The organism is Synoicihabitans lomoniglobus (assembly GCF_029023725.1).
Lineage (GTDB): Bacteria > Verrucomicrobiota > Verrucomicrobiia > Opitutales > Opitutaceae > Actomonas > Actomonas lomonigloba.
Genome location: NZ_CP119075.1, coordinates 1526378 through 1543266 on the forward strand (window position 1 = coordinate 1526378; position 16889 = coordinate 1543266).

Consider the following 16889-nt stretch of genomic DNA (forward strand, 5'->3'; position numbering starts at 1 on the left):
CACTTGCCTCCCGCACGACTTTTTCGGTCTCACCGCCGCCAACTGTTAAACACGGTGGTTCGCTCGCTGGTTGGTCCGCTCGCCGGCAATAGTTTCATTCATGCGTGACATCACGACATTCGTTTGCAGTTTGGACGGAGTGAGCGTTTACCCCTTTCGTAACTTTGCTCTATTCTGCGGCTTAACATCCGTCGCTTGGGGACAGCTAACGTTCGAGTTCGATTTCGCCGACGTCAATACGGGCTTCAATGACCCCACCCTCGGCGCGGAGCGGAGAGCGAGTTTGGCGAGTGGAGCTAATTTGCTCGCGAACTATTTCACGACTGCCGCGCCTCGCACGGTTAAAATAACCGTCAATGCCTCGCAGAGCGACGGCAGCGGATTTTTGGCCTCGGCGGGCGGGATCACTTACGTGGGGGCCGGGTTTCAGGCCAATTTCCCCATGCAGGTGATTCAGTCAGGCGATCACTCCGGACAGTCCTCCCATGGATCGATGACGTGGGATTTCGGATACACATGGGATTACGATAATTCGATCTCTTCCGGGGCCTACGACTTTCAACGGGTGGCCATGCACGAACTCACCCATGTGCTGGGATTTTCCTCCTACATCGGCAGTGACGGCGCCGGGTTGTTCGATGGCAATCCCACGACCTATTCGTATTTCGACCAGTTCCTCACCGATGCGAGTGGTAACGCATTGGTCGATTCCTCCGGCAATTATCAGGGCGGCACGATTTTGTCCGACGGGGTGAGCAGTGATGTTTATTTCAACGGCGCCAATGCCGTGGCCGCCAACGGAGGTGAGCGGGTGCACATGTATTCTCCATCCAGCTACAACGGAGGCAGTAGCTTGAGCCATTTGGACACGGATTTTTACGGCAGTGTCGGCTACATCATGACCCATGCGGTGAGTTCCGGTGCGTCCGTGCGGGAGTTCAGCGCCATCGAGTTGGGTATCCTGACGGATTTGGGTTACACGGTGTCGGCAGTGCCGGAACCGTCGACGCTGGCGTTGTGGTGGGGCGGGGTGTGCTTACTGAGCACGACGATGCGTCGGCGGGCGGTCAGAGCCGATCGAGCTTAGAAGCCCATCGCGGCGGCACTGGGCCGACGCGGGTCGGCCACGCCGATGAAGTGGTCGGAATCCTTGACCATGATGCTGTTGGCGGTGCCGATGCGGGGCGCGGCGGCTTCGCTCTCCAGCGCGTAGAATTTTCGCAACGCGAAGGTATGTCCCATCGCTTCCAACGTCGCCAAGGTCTCCTCGGTCGCCAATCCGGCTTCGTTGGTGATGCGATCGGGTTGCCACTGGTGATGGAGGCGCGGCGCCGCCACGGCCTCCGCCAAGGTCATGTCGTGGTCGATGACGTTGAGCATGACCTGTAACACCGTGGTGATGATGGAGGGGCCGCCGGGGGACCCCGTCACCAAAAAGGGACGACCGTCCCGCAGCACGATTGTTGGCGTCATCGAGGAAAGCGGACGTTTGCCGGGCTTGATGGCGTTGGCCTCACTTTGCAGCAGACCGAACATGTTTTTCACCCCGACTTTGGCGGTGAAATCGTCCATCTCGTTGTTGAGCAGAAAACCGGCCCCCGCCACGGTCACACCGCTGCCGTAATTGCCATTGAGCGTGTAGGTGCAGCTGACGACGTTTCCGGCCGCATCCACCGCGCCAAAGTGCGTCGTCTCGGTCGACTCGACCCACGTAGGCAGGCCGCGTCGGAGCTCGCCGCTGGGCGTGGCTCGATCGGGGTCGAAGTCGGCCATCAATCCCCGAATGTAGGCGGGGGCCGTCAGACGGTCTTGCGGGACGGCATGAAAATCGGGGTCGCCCAAATATTCCGCCCGATCCCGAAACGCACGACGCATGACCTCGATCACCACATGGATGCGGTCGGCTGAGTTGGCCCCCATGGCCCGCAGGTCATACGGCTCCAGCATGCCCAGCATCTGCTGAAGGGCGATGCCGCCCGAACTCGGCGGCGGCATGGTGATGAATTCAAAACCTCGATACGTGCCTCGCAGCACGGGGCGTTCGATCACGCGATAGGCGCCGAGGTCCGCCAAGGTGATCACTCCGCCATCGCGGGTCTGGGAATTTGCGATCAAGGCAGCGGTTTCACCGTGATAAAAATCTGACGCCCCTTCGTGCTGCAGTCGTTCCAGGGTCGTCGCCAAGTCCGGTTGCGCGAAGCGCTCGTCGGGTTGATAGAAGTCACCGCCGCGGAGGAATATCCGGCGGGACTCGGCATGGGAAGCGAGCCATTCACGGTGGTCGCGCAGGTGTTGGGCAAGGTCGGCGGACAGCGGGAATCCGTCGTGGGCGAGCCGGCGGGCCGGTTCCAATACTTGGTCCCAAGTGATGTTGCCGGAACCATATTTTCCCCAGGCGTGCACCAGCCCGGCGACGGTTCCCGGGACGCCACTCGCGAGGGCTCCTGCGGTGGAAAGACCTGGCGCGACCGCGCCGTTCTCGTCGAGATACATGTTACGATGAGCCGCAGCCGGGGCCACCTCACGAAAATCCAGCGCGACCGCTGCACCGTCGGCCGGGTGGATCACCATGAATCCACCGCCACCCAGATTGCCCGCTCGGGGCACAGTGACCGCGAGGGCGAATCCGGTGGCGACGGCGGCGTCGATGGCATTGCCTCCGGCTCGCATGATCTCGATACCGGCCGCCGAGGCGAATCCGTCGGCCGACACCACCATGCCGCGGGACGACTCCACGACCGTGGGTGGTTGGGCGACGCTCGTCGAAGTCCACGCGCAGCCCCCCAGCACCAGCCCATAGCACAACCGTTTCAACCCATGACGCATCATCGGCCCACCTTGCGACCCGCTTGGCGGCGAGGCAATGTCATGGCATGGTTTTAATCTGGTAAACTTCGATCAAAGCGACGCCACCGCTGCCCGAGGCGCTGGTCGCCTGCAGGGTGTAGGCACCGGGAGCGAGCTCGATGAGCAGGGCGCTGTCCGAGTTTGATTCATCCAAGGGAAACGCACCGACATCGGCGGCGGCCGTCCGCACGGCTTCGGCCTGCGCCGATTGAAACCATCCCTGGTTACGCGCGATAATTTCGCTGCCGACGAGCAAAGTAAGCACGGGGTCGGTGAGCGCATCCGCGACGCCATGCGTGAGTAATCCCGGACCGACGGCGCGCAGCAGCACCGTTTGGGGGGCGGAACCGGAAACGACCAAACCGGCGGTGAGCACATCGTTACCGCCGCCGACCCGCCCCCGCACGGCGAGATTGGCGAGGTTGCCGGCGTTGGTCGCGCGGTCCAAGTCGTAGACTTCGACGAGACCTACACCAGTTTCGCCGCCGCCTCCCTCCATTACCGCCGTGTAGGCACCGGGGTCCAGCGTGGTAAGAATCGCGCTGTCGCCGCCGTCGTTCGGCAGGGCAAAGGCGCCCGCAGCTCCGGCCGCAACGCGGAGTGCGATCGCATCCGGCGACGCGGTCCAATCGGAGTTGGACGAGAGGGGCGTGGTGCCCTGAAACAACGAGAGTTGAGGAACGGTCAACGCGTCGCCGATGTTGAAAGGAGCGGATCGGAGCGCCGGCCCCACGCCGCGAATCAGGACGCGTTTGGGGCCGTCGTTGATCACGAACCCCGGGATGAGCACGTCGTCATTCTGGCCGACGCGGGCCCGGGCGGAGAGATTGACCAGTCCGCCGGAAGGCGCAGTGCGGGCGAGTCGCTGCAACTGGCTTTGATTCAGATCACAAATAAGCACGTCGCCGGTGAGCGGATCGGTGGTGAAATCCACAATCCAGTCTTCTTGCGCGATCTCGATGACGTTGCGATCAGGCACGGGCGACTCGCCGGTTTGAAACAGCGCCCAGATCCGACCACTGACGAAATCGGCGCACAAATACGCGCCCTCGAACTCCGGAAACTTGTCGCCGCGATACACCACGCCGCCGGTAAGGGACAGTCCCTGATCATGCGCGTAATCCCAGATGGGTTCCGTCAACGGCGCGTCGGCCGTGGCGGGCGCGGTCTCCGGACCGGGCACGAACCCTTCGCGATACGGCCAACCGTAGTTGCCGCCCGCCGTGATGATATTCACCTCTTCGCGCTCATCCAAACCGACGTCGGCGACCCAAATGGCGCCGGTCGCGGCATCGCGTGTCATGCGGAACGGATTGCGCAGGCCCAAGGCAAAAATCTCGGTGCGCCCGGCGTCAGCGTTGAACGATTCCCCCTGATACGTGGTGACGCCCACGAACGGGTTGTCGGCGGGAACGCGGTAGGTGCCGGGATGGACCGAAGGGTGGGGATGAGGTATCAGATTTTCAGGGCGTTGGTCGACGTCGATCCGCACGACCATGCCGAAGAAGTCGCGATCAATGCGTTGGCGGCTGGCACGGGTGTCGGTGTTGCCGTGGGCGTCGCCGTCTCCAATTGCCAAATACAGATAACCGTCGGCGCCGAAAAACATTTGGCCACCGTCGTGACTGCCCATGCGGGTGGGCCGACTGATCAGGGGAACCTCGGAGTCGAGCGAAGCCACCCCGTGCGCCGGATCATCCACCGTGAAGCGTCCGAGCCGTTGCACGAAGCCGTTGCCGGTATCGACGGAATACCACAGGAAGAATTCACCGTTCGACGCGAAGTCCGGATGAAAGGCCAGCGCGAGCAGGCCGAAATCCGTGGCGGAGTCGCCCAACCGCGCGGAGATATCGATGAACACGTCTCTTTTCGGGACGTAACGATCGCGCACCACGGCGACGCGCCCCGCCCGTTCGACGACGAAAAAGCGTTCGGTTTCACCCGGTGCGAAAACCAGTTCGACCGGGTTGGTGAATGAAACCTCCGCGAAGGCGGGTTCGGTCTGGTAGAGCGGGGTGTTGGCCTCGGCGCTGGTCGTCCCGATCACGCCCGCTGCCGCAGTTAAAAATAACAGAGGTGACAGCGAGCGATTCATGAGCGTGGAGACACCCGGCGAGGCTAAAACCGCTACTCTACGGGAACCAGTCGCACGACGCGGTTGGGTCCATTGAGAGCGATGTAGATGGTGCCGTCCGGACCGGATGCGACGTCGCGGCAACGACCGAAACCTTCAAAAATCACTTCCTGTTCGACCACCTGCCCGGCTTCGATGACGACCCGACGCACGTGTTGCTGGGCGAGGGCGGTGACGAGGAGATTGCCCTTCCAGGCCGGGAACGCGTTGCCTTCGTAGAAATCGATGCCGCACACCGCGATCGAGGGCGTCCAATGCGTGACGGGCTGGTCCATGCCGTCCCGGGCGGTCTCAGCCGTGATGGGCGTGCCGTTGTAATTCATGCCGTAGGTGATTACGGGCCAGCCGTAGTTGTGACCTTTTTCGATTATGTTGAGTTCGTCGCCGCCGCGGGGGCCGTGTTCGGTATCCCAAAGTCGACCATCCTGGGGATCGATGTCCAAGCCCTGGGGGTTGCGATGGCCGTAGCTCCAGATCGAGGCGATCGCGCCGGGTTCATGCACGAAGGGGTTGTCAGCCGGGACGCGTCCGTCGTCGTGTAAACGATGAATTTTGCCGTTGGGCCGGCCGAGATCCTGGGCGTGCTCGCTGGAGCCGCGATCGCCGATGGAGAAGTAAATGTAACCGTGGTCATCGAACGCGATGCGGCTGCCGTAGTGCGGTCCGCCCGGTCGGCGGTAGAGTTCCACGTCGGCGGCAAAGATGACTTCCTCGTCGGTCCAGGTTCCGTCACTGATACGGCCGCGCACGACCTTGGTGAAGCTGACGTTATCTCCCGCGGCGTTCACCTGCGGGTCGCTGAAGGTGAGGTAGATCCAACCGTTGCGTGCGTAGTCCGGATGCGGCGCGACTTCCAGCAGACCGGCTTGGCCGCTGCTGTCGACCCATGGCGTGTCCATGATCGCGGGCGAGAGTTCACCATCGCGGAAAAGGCGCAGCGTGCCCGATTTTTCGGTCACGAGCATCGTGCCGTCGGGCAACCAATTGAGCGACCAGGGCGTGTCGATGTCGTCGATCACGGTTTCGATCCGATAGCGTTGTGCCGACGTGTTGAATACATGCTCCGAATCGGGCATGGGCAAAGAATCCGGCCGGCGCACGTAACCGGCCCGGCGTTCGCGCAGGTAAACGACCAATGCCCGAATTTCGGCATCGGTCAGCGCCGGGCCCCACGCGGGCATGCCTTGGTCGAGCGCCCCCTCGGTAATGACGCGGGCGATATCGGCATCGGTGCCGCCGTGCACCCACTCGTCGTCGAGCATGCTGGGAGCGCTGCCGCCGGCGAGATTGGCGCCGTGGCAACTCGCGCAGAATTGAGCATAAATATCCTCAGCGTCGCGCGATTGCGCACAGGCGGGGCTCGTGAACAAAAGTGCGCCGACACTGATGAGGAGTGAGGCAGGCGGAAGGGATGATCTCATGATGGGGGAAAGCGCGACAGCGAAGTGAGTTACCGCTCCGACGCAACCGGGGCCAACGCAATCACCAGCTCACGTGCCCGAGTAGACAGTTGGGTTGGGTCGAAATCCACCGGAGCGTCCAACGGCCGCAGCCCGCTCGCGACAAAGACCGCATCGGCGCCCACGTGGATGAACTCGACTGCATTGGCCGCAGTGACGCCACCGACCGGAAACAATTTCACGGTGGGAAACTCCGCTCGGATGTCGCGCACGTAGGCCGGACCAAAGTCGTCCTGGGAGGGGTAGAGTTTGATCGCATCGGCGCCGGCCTCGATGGCCGCGGCTATCTCGGAGCGCGAATTTACGCCACAGATCACCGGCACATGATGGCGCCGACACAATAGAATCACCTCGGGGCGGACGGCGGGAGTGCTGAGAAAGCGCGCCCCGGCCAGGATCGCCCGGCGGGCGGTGTCGGTATCGACGATCGTGCCGACTCCGAAAAAGAAATCGGGCATTGCCTTCGTGGTGGCCGCGATGAAGTCCGGGACGGCCGGACACGTCATCGACAGTTCGAGGCAATGAATTCCCCCGGCGGCCAGAGCTTCGGCTCGGACCTGCAATTGCTCCGCGTTATCGACCGACGACAGAGCAATGATGCGTTGGTCGCAGATACGAGCGAGGACGTCGGCTTTGAGCATGGCGCTGAAGTTGGACGGTCAGTGGATGGCTCGCAACGGCGCGTTTGAGTGCCGTGCGATTGGGAAGGTAGGGCGGTTTCGCCGAAACCGCCGCTCAGGTGGGCGTGGCAGGAAGGAACGGTGGCGGTGGGGCAACGCAGCGGCGCGCTCGGCGAGCACGCCCTACCGGATTGCTTCGTTGAATCCGATTCAGCGGGGCGCTTCGTCGAGTGCGGCGGTTCTCGTAATCGCGCGATTGGGAAGGTAGGGAGGTTTCGCCGAAACCGCCGCTCACGTGGGCGTGGCAGGAAGTGACGGTGTCAGGCGGGGCAACGTGGCGGCGCGCTCGGCGAGCACGCCCTACCGGATTGCTTCGTTGAATCCGATTCAGCGGGGCGCTTCGTCGAGTGCGGCGGTTCTCGTAATCGTGCGATTGGGAAGGTAGGGCGGTTTCGCCGAAACCGCCGCTCAGGTGGGCGTGGCAGGAAGGAACGGTGGCGGTGGGGCAACGCAGCGGCGCGCTCGGCGAGCACGCCCTACCTTGCATCATTACCGGAACTCGAACGTTCTGCTTGGAGCGTAACATGGTGCCCAGGGCGGGACTCGAACCCGCACACCTTTCGGCACAGGCTTCTGAGACCTGCGTGTCTACCAATTCCACCACCTGGGCGATGACGGGGAGGGAGGACGAGACGATGCACTTCCGGGCTTGGCAAGTCCGGAATTACAGAACCTTGCTCAGCGCACGTAGAGGGCGAGATCCGCACGGGCTTCCTGCATCTCGTTAAGGATGCGGTGCGCGTGGTTCAGGAGCTCCTTGCCGGGCGGAGTGAGGCGGATCTTTCGTCCCCGGCGATCGACGAGGCGGAGCTGGAGCTCGTCCTCGAGTGATTTAATCGAGTGGCTGACGGCGGATTGCGTCACGTTCAACTCTTTGGCGGCCAGCGTGAAGCTCCCAACTTTGACCAAAGTGACGAAGGCGAGAAGTTTTCGGCTATCGAGAATCGGCATGAGTCGGTTTGATGAGGTCGCGCATATTTCGATGTGGCAGCCTCTTCGATAGCATCAACCGAGCCAGTTTGATTCTTAATACCGTAAAATCGCCGCCAATTGACTGTTAACGGATTGGCGGCAGGCCGGGCGCGGTCATTCGCGCTCAGGCGTAGCGCTCTTCTTTCCACGGATCGGCCCCGTTCGAGTAACCCCGAATTTCCCAAAATCCGAGTTTGTCCGCGGTAAGAAAATGCACGCCTTTGACGAACTTGGTGCCTTTCCACGCATACAGTTTCGGAATGATCACGCGCGCGGGGCCGCCGTGTTCGCGACTGACGGGCTCACCCTCAAAATGCGTGGCAATCATCACATCATCGTCGAGGCATTGGGCCAACGGGACGTTGGTCGAGTAGCCGTCGTAGCCGGTGAAATAAACGAACTGGGCGTCGGCGTGGGGCTTCACGCGTTCGTAGAGTTCGGTGAAGGCGACGCCGCCCCAGCGGCAGTCGTATTTGCTCCACGTGGTCACACAATGAAAGTCGCTCACGTCCTCGACCCGCGGCAGCGCGTTGAAGGCGGTCCAATCCAGCGTCACCGGTTGTTCGACTTCGCCGTCGATCGTGATCGTCCATTCGGCGAGGGGCACATCGGGCTGGATACCGAGATCGAGCACGGGAAACCCGGTGGTCAACTTTTGCCCCGGCGGCAGACGGTCCTCCGCGCGGACCTCGCGGGGGCGCACCCCTTTGGCGACTTGTTTTTCGGCCCAGGCTTGTTTGGCGGCAATGTAGCGCTCTTTTGACATGGGCGAGAAATTAGGCGGCGTCGGCCGACGTGCAAGTGCGCCGATGCATCCCGCCTGGCTACTCGCCGAGCACCAGTTTGGCCGTCGCCGTGCGCCGATGATAGTAGAAGGCCAAGCCGCCTTGGTAAATCACGGTGACGAACGCCACCACCGAGTAGGCGACCCGATTCACGAAGCGCCAAAACGTGGGAAATTCGTTTTCGCTCAACCCGGCATTCCGCAAGTCGTGCTCCATCCGTTGCATATACCATTCGGGCAGTTGTTGTTGAAACACCACGGGGTCAAAGTGGGTGGCCATCCACCCGGCATAGCCGACGACTACGAGCAGCAGGCCCAGTTCGCCGCCCACCATCCAACGAATGCCGCCTGCGCGGCCATGACGAAGTTCACTCGCTCCGTGCAGCTCACAAGCGCCCATGCCGATGGCCAACGCTCCGGCGATGGCGGGAGGTCCCTGATGACCCATGGCGGCCAAAATGGCGAAAAATCCGGAGAAAATCATGATCATCCGTCCATGGGTTCCGGCGAACCGCACGACGCGATCGAGAGTTTCTTGAGGGAGAGGAGGTGGTTTCACGGTCTTGCCAGTCTTGTGATGCGGAGTGATCACTTTGGGTTCCCGAATCCACACCGTGCCAGACGAAAAGCCTTATCCCTTCCGAATTGAGTTCCCCCCCGACCTGCCGATCAGTGCGCGGGCCGGCGAAATCGTGGACGCCTTGCAGGAGCATCCGGTGCTGATTCTCGCCGGTGAAACCGGATCGGGCAAAACCACCCAAATTCCCAAACTCTGCCTCGCGGCGGGGCGGGGACTCAAGGGGCGCATCGCCTGCACCCAACCGCGTCGGGTCGCGGCGTTGTCGGTTTCGAAGCGGGTGGCGGAGGAAATGGGCGTGCGATACGGACGCGAAGTGGGCTGCAAGGTGCGGTTCAGCGACCAGACCACCAAACAGACCGTGGTGAAATTCATGACCGACGGTATGTTGCTCGCCGAGGTGCAGTCGGACCCGATGCTCCGCGAATACGACACGGTCATCATCGACGAAGCCCATGAGCGTTCGCTGAACATTGATTTTCTGCTCGGCCACCTGCGCCAGTTGCGTCACCGCCGCCCGGATCTGCGCATTGTCATCACCTCGGCCACGATCGACACCGCTGCTTTCAGCCAAGCCTTCGACGATGCGCCCATTATAGAAGTGTCCGGCCGCACGTATCCGGTGGAGGTCGTTTACGCCCCGCTTGATGAACTCGGGTCCGACGCGGCCGAAGGCGACGCCCCGACCACGCGCTCGGAGGCGTTGCACTACGTCGATGGCGCGGTGGAAGCGGCGAAACGCATTCTGGATACCACCTCCACCGGCGACGTGCTCGTATTCATGCCGGCGGAGCGCGACATTCGCGAGACGATCGACCTGCTCGGCGGCAGCGCGCGGGGGTGCGATCTCATTCCGTTGTTTGGTCGCTTGTCCAACAGCGAGCAACAGCGCGTGTTTGCCGCCACGGCCCGGCGCCGGGTGATCGTGGCGACCAACATCGCGGAAACCTCGCTGACGCTGCCGGGCATCCGCTACGTGGTGGATACCGGGTTGTCGCGCGTGAGCCGTTACTCGCCGCAAGCCCGCACCCGTCGGTTGCCGATCGAAGCCGTGGCGCAGTCCAGCGCCGACCAGCGCAAGGGGCGGGCGGGGCGCGTGGCGGAAGGCGTCTGCATTCGGTTGTATTCCGAAAAGGACTACAATGAACGACCGCGCTTCACGCAGCCGGAGATCCAACGCGCCAATCTGGCGGATGTGATCCTGCGCATGAAGGCGTTCGGGCTCGGTGACATCGAACGCTTCCCGTTTCTCAACATGCCGGCGACCAAATCGATTCGCGCCGGTTATGCGTTGCTCGACGAGTTGCACGCCATGGAGAGCACGGGTGATGCGCGGACCTTGACCGCCATGGGCCGCGAATTGGCGCGCCTGCCGGTCGACCCGACGGTGGGGCGCATGATTCTGCAGGCGAGAGAGGAAAAGGCGTTGCGCGAAGTTGTCATCATCGCGGCGGGACTGAGCGTGCAGGATCCGCGGGAGCGGCCACTCGAAAAACAAGCGGAAGCCGACGCCGCGCACCGCCGTTTCACGCACCCGGAATCGGATTTTCTGACGCTGCTGGAAATTTGGGAGGCGCTGCACGATGAATTCGAAAAACTGTCGCAGGGCCGCATGCGACGGTGGTGCAAGGCGCACTTCTTGAGCTACACGCGCATGCGCGAATGGCGCGACATCCACGGGCAACTTTTGGATACGCTGCGGGATCGGCGCGACTTTCAACCGAGTTCCGTATGGGATGGCCTGACGCAGGCGCTGAGCCGCGATGAAGCCGCCGCGAAACTCGGCTTCGACCAACCGGCGTATCGCGCGATCCATCGCAGTATTTTGGCGGGACTGCTGGGTAATATCGCCGCGCGCGACGACGAAAAAGGAGGCTTCAAAGCGACGCAGGATCGCCGCGTGAATATCTTTCCCGGGTCGGGATTATTCGTGCGTGAAGAGCGCAAGAAGGGCCGGGGACCGAAGCCATCAGCTCCCGCCAAACCGCGCGGCCCGCGTTGGTTGCTTGCCGCTGAAATCGTCGAAACGGCGCGTCTCTACGCGCGAACCTGTGCGCGGCTGGATCCCCTGTGGGCGCTCGATCTTGGGGCGCATCTGGTGAAGGTGGCGCACAGTGAACCGTTTTGGGATGAAGCCAAGGGACGGGTGATGGTTCGGCAGCGCACGCGGCTGTATGGTTTGGAAATCGAATCGCGGGCGGTGGGCTACGGGAAAATCGATCCCGAGCATGCCACCGAGCTGTTCATTCGCGAGGCGCTGGTGAATGACACCATCACGTGGCCGTTTGATTTTCTGATGCACAATCGAAAGGTGCGGACGGAGTTGGAAAACCAGATGACGCGCACGCGTGATCGCGGCGTAATGAATCTCGACGAAGCGATTTTCCGCTTTTACGCGGAGGCCCTGTTGGAGGCGAACCACGTGGTATCGGCCGTGCCGGAATTGATTGCGTTGGTAAAGGAACGGCGTCCGCACGAGCCGCGCTTTTTGGAATTTGATGCGGAAACCCTGCGCGATCCGGAAGCGTTGACCGTCGATGCCGCTGCCTTTCCGGAGTCAGTGCCGCTCAACAACGAGGTCCTGCCGCTGAACTACAACTACAAGCCGGGCGAAGCCGACGACGGCGTGACGCTTGAAGTCGATGTGACGGGCGCCGACGGCCTGACTCCGGCGGCCTTGGATTGGGCGGTGCCGGGGCACTTGCCGCAGAAGGTGGAGCACTATTTGCGCGGACTGCCCAAAGAGCTGCGACGCGAAGTCATGCCGCTGGCGGCGACGGCGAAGTCTCTCGTGCCGCAACTGGCATCGCGGGACCGTTTGACCGGGCGGCGGGAAACGTTGCCCGAGGCCCTGGCTGCGTTGCTGGGCGAACGGTTTTCACTGCGCATTTCGCCATCGGTTTGGGACGAACGCCCCTTGCCGGATCACCTGCGGGTGCGGGTGCGCGTGACCGATGACCACGGCACGGAAATCGTCGGTTCGCGGGAATTGGTAGAAGTGCGGGCGGCGGTGGAAGCGCAAAAACGTCAAGCCAGCAGCGGTATCGCCAAAGAAGCGCCGGGGGTGTGGAAACGGGCGCGGTGCCAATGGGAAACTGAGCCGCTGGAAGGCTGGACGATCGGGGAGCTGCCGGACGAAGTGACCATCGGTGAAACTGCGGGCGTGCCGGTGCAGGCGTATCCGGTTTTTGATGTCACGAGAGAGGGCGTGGCGGTGCGTTTATGTCGGACCATCGAGGATGCCGACCGACGGCGCCCCGCCGGGCTGCGGGCGATGCTGGCGCAGGCGCTGCGTTACGATCTGGCGTGGATGGAGAAAGACCTGCGCTCGATGCGCGATGTCGGCGCGGTGGCGAGCACCCTGGCTCCCGTGGCGGAATTGTCGGCGGATGCGATGGCCGGATTAACCGCGTGGATCACTGCGCCGGAGCGTCTACCGTCCCGCGATGGCGGACGCACCAAGCAACGCTTTGATGTCGCCGTGGAGGAAGCGAAACAGACCCTGCGCGGCCTCGTGCCCCGGTTGATCGATCGGGTGCGCGAAGTGCTCGCCTTGCGGCAGGAACTTTTGGTGCACCCGACGCCGTTCGACGGGATGAAAGCGGATCTGGATGCCCTGGTGTCGCCGCGTTTCCTGCGGGACATTTCGTATTCACAACTCGGGCACGTGCCGCGCTATCTGCGGGGCATGCAGGCACGGGCGGATCGATGGTCCCGGGATCCCGTCAAGGATGCTCAACGCGCGAAGCTGATCGCGCCCTATTTGAAGGCCGCGCGGGAGCTGCAGGCCGAGCCGGGTGGAGAGTCCCTGCGTTGGTTGGTGGAGGAATATCGCGTGAGTATCTTTGCCCAAAATCTCGGAACGGCGGAGCCGGTGTCGGCCAAAAAACTGGACCATGCCGTGGCGACGATTCGCGGCGGTGGCCGGGCAGTCGCGACGTCGCCAACCGCTCCGGCCAAACCGCCCCCCAAGCCGATGGCGGTCACGCCGCTGCCGGGGAAGACCAAGCAGAAACCGCTCAAGAGTCTGAACGCGTTGGATGGACTCTTCCGTCATCCCGGATCCCGCTGATCACCGGCGGTTGACGGGGAACGGTGGACTGCCATCGTCGCGGCTCATGAAACCCCTGCGGCCCTGGGCCGGTATCATCATATTTGTTACGTTGCTCCAGTCCGGTTGCACCGTGGTTCGACTGGCCAAAGCCGCGAGTTCTCCGGTGGTGTTGGCGGGAGAAGTGGTGAAGCAAACCAGCAAAGTTGCAGCCCAGACAGTGCGAGCTGGCGGCAAGGTTTCGGGCAGTGCGGTGATGGGGGCGGGCCGCGTGGCGGCATCGGGCATTCGTTCGAGCTCCCGGGTTTCGGCCGCTTCCGCCGGGGGCGCCGGCACCGTGGCCGCGGCCGGGGTGCAGGCTTCGACGAGTGTGGCGGGGGCGGGGATTGGAGGCACCGGCAGTGTGGCGGCCGCCGGCGTGCGCACGACCACGCGCGTGAGTGCTTCCTCCGTGGGCGGGGCGGGGCGCATCACGGCGGCAGGGGTGAGATCGTCGACCAAGGTCGCGGCGGCGTCGGTGAATGCGGTGGGATCGATCAGTGCCGCGTCGGTGCGATCTTTGGCGCAACTTTCGACGGCAGGCATGATCACGATCGTGGATATTTCGAGCGGGGCGCTGGTGCGGGTGCCGTGGCGGGCCGGGCTCAACGCTTACGGCAGCACCGCGCTGGCCAATCTGCCGTTGGTGGATCGGGCGATGGTGATCATCCGCGGCGGGAAGTTGATTTATCAAACGGCCAAGGCCTTGGCCGCGGCGCGGGCCATGCCGCTGGAGCCGGGCGATGTCGTTCGGTTGGCGGATTATCTGGGGTGAGCGACGGCGCGCTCGGCGAGCGCGCCCGACCGTTCGAGCGAAATAGTCTTAGCCGGAAACGCTGGTCAGGTGCCAACCTTTGGCCGTGCGGCGAATGCGCAGGGGCGCGGCGAATGCCGTGCTGAGATTGGTGTTGTTGAGCGTTTCGCGCAGGGGGCCGGCGGCGACGGACTGACCTTTGGCCATGAGCATGGCGTGGGTGAACCCTGTGGTGATTTCCTCGACGTGGTGGGTCACCAGCAAAACGGCCGGGCCGTGGACGTCATCCGTGAGACCATTCATGGCGGCGAGGAATTCCGCGCGAGCCACGGGATCGAGTCCGGCGCACGGTTCGTCGAGAATGAGCAAGCGGGGACGGGCGGCGAGGGCGCGCGCGATCAACACGCGCTGGCGTTCGCCTTGGGACAGGTAAGCCCATTCGCGGCGGGCGATCGCGCCGACATGAAGTTTGCGCAACAAGGCCAGGGCGGCGCGTTCATCGGCGGCGGTGGATTCGCCCCAGAAATCGAGTTGGTCGTAACGTCCGCTGATGACGGTTTCCAAGGCGATCTCGCCGCCCGGAATGTGGGGTTGCAGCGAGGATGACACCAGTCCGACGGATTGCCGGACCTCCCGCCAATCGGTTTCGCCGTAAACCGCGCCGAGAAGCGTGATGTCGCCGGACGACGGGGCGATGAAACCGGTGAGGCTGCGCAACAGGGTGGTTTTCCCACAGCCGTTGGGTCCCATGACCACCCAATGCTCGCCGGGTTGGATCGACCACGTCAGGTCGCGCAGGAGCCGCTTGGTTCCGCGGGCGACGTTGAGTCGGGAGACGTTGAGGAGTGGGGTGGATTCGGGCTCAGTCGGCATCGTAAACTTCGATGATCCCCACGCCGGTGCCATTGGCGACCCCGGACAACTGCACGGTGTAGGCACCGGGGGTGAGCGTGACGAGCAAGGCCGAATCCAAACTGCCCGCCGTAATGGCGAATGCACCCAGACGATCGGCGGTAGGGGCAATCGTCGCGGAGTTCCAGTCGTTGTTGGATTCGACCAGAGTGGACGAACCGCCGCTCTCGGACCGGAAGAGTGAGAGTTGGGGATCGGCGATTGCGCCCGCGATGCTGAACTGATTGAGGCCGGGGCCGATGCCGCGGATGAGCAGGGTTTTGGTGCCTTCGCCGGCAATGACAAAGCCGGCGGTCAACACCTCGGCTCCGATGCCGACTTGGGAGCGCGCCGATATATTGGTGAACCGGGGACCGTCGGCGCTGGTGGGCGCGGCGGTATCGTAAATCTCGGCGAGCGCGATGCCGGACGCACCATTCACGTCCGTGACCTGAACAGTGTAGGCACCGGGAGCCAAACTGGTGACCAAGGCGGAGTCGAAACTGCCGTCGGGGAGACTGAACGCACCGACGGTGGAGAAGGTGGTTGAAGCGGATGCATCCCAATCGTCGTTGGATTCGAGTTGTAATTGGGCGCTCGAAAAGAGTGCGATTTGAGGATCAGCGATGGCGCCGGTGATGTTGAACGAGTCGAGTGTCGGACCAACGCCACGGATAAGCATGCCTTTGCTGCCACCGGAAACGGCGAAGCCCACGGAAAGCGTTTGGTCCCCACTGCCGGCTGTGGTGCGCACGGAAATGTTGGAAAGATAAGTCAGTGACGTGGTGGTGGGCGGATCCGTCGGCGTGGTGGGGGCGATGTCGTAGCCGATGTCCCGGAGAATGCCCAACTCGATGGCGCTGAGGGTGCGCACGCCGGGGCCGGTGTCGGTGGCCGCGTTCATGAGCAGGGCGGAGGTGCCCAGGTAAGTGTTGTCGTCGGTGTGGCTGCCGCTGCTGCCTTCCTCCCAGGGTTCGGGGGAGTAGAACGCGACCGGGTTGCCGCCGTTGGCGGCCACGGCATGGGGGCCGTTGAAGTAGATGCCGGGATTGTCGTCGAGGTTGCCCACGAGTCCGGCGTCGAAACGAAACTGCGTATCGACAAAGGACTGGCCGGTGGCGGTGACGAGGTATTGGTCAATCAAATACCAAGCGTTGGGATCGCCGACGGTGCCGACGAACAGTCCCTCGCCGGTGGAGGAGATCGCGCTCACAAACCCCATGGCATGCAGCAGCTCGTGCATGGCGGTGCTTTTGAAGTCGAAGGCGTCGGGCGCCACGTCGTCGTCGAGGTCCCAGTTGTGGAAGAAATTCCAATTGATCTCCCCGTCGGCGGCGGCGCCGTTCGCGTCGGTGCCGTTGACGATTTTTTGCGACACCACGGTCGGACTGAAACCGATGTCCTCGGCGGTGCTGTCACTGCCGGCACTGGCGAGCGTGCTGTCATCGTTGTTGGTGGAAACCACCGAAAAGGTCACCGTCACCGGCGTCGACGTCGGGATCGTGTCGGAGAGAATCTGAGCAGCTTGTTCCAGGGCGGTGCGGCGGGCAGCGCCATCGGTGGGGTCGTTGAAGCCGGTATTCGCGTCGGTGTAATCGAATTGAAACGAAATTTGAGCGGGAGCCGAAGACGCTGCGAAAACGGTCCAAACCAAGACCGGCAGTAATGGGAATCGCGAAGATTTCATGGTAGCGGGATGA

Annotated in this window: 12 protein-coding genes and 1 tRNA gene; 3 read left to right on the forward strand and 10 right to left on the reverse strand. The window is 63.0% G+C overall.

The features are described 5' to 3' along the window. Nucleotides 1-100 precede the first annotated feature (100 nt). A complete protein-coding gene (locus PXH66_RS05900) occupies nt 101-1087 on the forward strand; it encodes a hypothetical protein (RefSeq protein WP_330930418.1) in 987 nt (328 codons plus the stop codon). Here PXH66_RS05900 and ggt read toward each other — a convergent pair. The 8 genes from ggt to PXH66_RS05940 form a co-directional block, all read right to left on the reverse strand. Then, entirely contained in the window at nt 1084-2736 is a 1653-nt protein-coding gene (gene ggt, locus PXH66_RS05905; RefSeq protein WP_330930419.1) for a gamma-glutamyltransferase, read from the reverse strand. The genes PXH66_RS05900 and ggt overlap by 4 nt on opposite strands. Nucleotides 2737-2866: 130 nt before the next feature. Next, nucleotides 2867-4942 carry a PQQ-dependent sugar dehydrogenase gene (locus tag PXH66_RS05910; RefSeq protein WP_330930420.1) on the reverse strand — a complete coding sequence of 692 codons (2076 nt, stop codon included), beginning with the start codon at nt 4940-4942 and terminating at the stop codon, nt 2867-2869. A gap of 32 nt (nt 4943-4974) precedes the next feature. Then, entirely contained in the window at nt 4975-6402 is a 1428-nt protein-coding gene (locus PXH66_RS05915; protein ID WP_330930421.1) for a PQQ-dependent sugar dehydrogenase, read from the reverse strand. 29 nt (nt 6403-6431) lie between these two features. Beyond that, nucleotides 6432-7082: a bifunctional 4-hydroxy-2-oxoglutarate aldolase/2-dehydro-3-deoxy-phosphogluconate aldolase gene (locus PXH66_RS05920; protein WP_330930422.1), complete on the reverse strand. Its 651-nt coding sequence runs from the start codon at nt 7080-7082 to the stop codon at nt 6432-6434. A 564-nt stretch (nt 7083-7646) separates the two neighbouring features. Then, nucleotides 7647-7731: transfer RNA gene (locus PXH66_RS05925), tRNA-Leu, on the reverse strand. Nucleotides 7732-7799: 68 nt separating this feature from the next. After that, nucleotides 7800-8072 (reverse strand): LysR family transcriptional regulator, encoded by a 273-nt coding sequence (locus PXH66_RS05930; protein ID WP_330927672.1) that lies wholly within the window; start codon nt 8070-8072, stop codon nt 7800-7802. A 145-nt stretch (nt 8073-8217) separates the two neighbouring features. Further along, on the reverse strand, nt 8218-8859 hold the full coding sequence (locus PXH66_RS05935; protein WP_330927673.1) for a sulfite oxidase-like oxidoreductase: 642 nt from the start codon (nt 8857-8859) through the stop codon (nt 8218-8220). 58 nt (nt 8860-8917) lie between these two features. Further along, nucleotides 8918-9436 (reverse strand): hypothetical protein, encoded by a 519-nt coding sequence (locus PXH66_RS05940; protein WP_330932269.1) that lies wholly within the window; start codon nt 9434-9436, stop codon nt 8918-8920. Between the two features lie 55 nt (nt 9437-9491). Here PXH66_RS05940 and hrpA point away from each other — a divergent pair, with 55 nt between their 5' ends. Beyond that, nucleotides 9492-13526 carry an ATP-dependent RNA helicase HrpA gene (hrpA, locus tag PXH66_RS05945; RefSeq protein ID WP_330927675.1) on the forward strand — a complete coding sequence of 1345 codons (4035 nt, stop codon included), beginning with the start codon at nt 9492-9494 and terminating at the stop codon, nt 13524-13526. A gap of 46 nt (nt 13527-13572) precedes the next feature. Then, entirely contained in the window at nt 13573-14319 is a 747-nt protein-coding gene (locus PXH66_RS05950; RefSeq protein WP_330927676.1) for a hypothetical protein, read from the forward strand. A gap of 48 nt (nt 14320-14367) precedes the next feature. On the opposite strand, the gene PXH66_RS05955 is transcribed toward PXH66_RS05950, so the two are convergent. Then, nucleotides 14368-15171 (reverse strand): ABC transporter ATP-binding protein, encoded by an 804-nt coding sequence (locus PXH66_RS05955; RefSeq protein WP_330927677.1) that lies wholly within the window; start codon nt 15169-15171, stop codon nt 14368-14370. Then, nucleotides 15161-16876: a hypothetical protein gene (locus PXH66_RS05960; protein WP_330927678.1), complete on the reverse strand. Its 1716-nt coding sequence runs from the start codon at nt 16874-16876 to the stop codon at nt 15161-15163. The genes PXH66_RS05955 and PXH66_RS05960 overlap by 11 nt, the downstream gene beginning before the upstream one ends. Between the last annotated feature and the right edge of the window lie 13 nt (nt 16877-16889).